Raw genomic sequence first — 503 nt, 5'->3', positions numbered from 1 at the left:
CGCGCCGGCCACCGGGAACCACTTGTACCGGCCGATCCGGCTCATGGCCCGCCCGGTGATGATCGAGGTGAAGATGATGCCGGCCATCATGGGCAGCATGAGCAGGCCGCTCTTGGTCGGCGAGGCGCCTTTGACGATCTGGAGGTAGAGCGGGATGAAGATGATCGACCCGAACATCACCAGACCGAGCACGAACCCGCTGAGGTTCGCCAGCGAGAAGGTGCGGTTGCGGAACAGGCGCAGGGGCAGGATCGGCTCCGCAACGCGGGACTCCTGGAGCACGAAGAGCACGGCGAGCACCGCACCGGCCGCGAACAGCCCGATGATGACACCGGAGCCCCACGCGTACTCGTTGCCGCCCCAGCTCAGCGCCAGCAGCAGGCTGCTCACCCCGGCCACCAACAGCCCCGCCCCGAGCCAGTCGATGGCGTGGTCACGGCGCTGGAACGGCACCAGCCGCATGACGTGGTAGCAGACCACGATGGCCAGCAGCGCCAGTGGGA

Annotated in this window: 1 pseudogene; it reads right to left on the bottom strand. The window is 67.8% G+C overall.

Annotated elements, in window-relative coordinates:
- Positions 1 to 503: pseudogene (locus SM447_RS30120) on the bottom strand (MFS transporter); the annotation flags it as partial.

The organism is Micromonospora aridisoli (assembly GCF_056150025.1).
The sequence above is the reverse complement of the archived record's forward strand: the minus strand, read 5'-3'. Positions and strand labels throughout refer to the sequence as shown.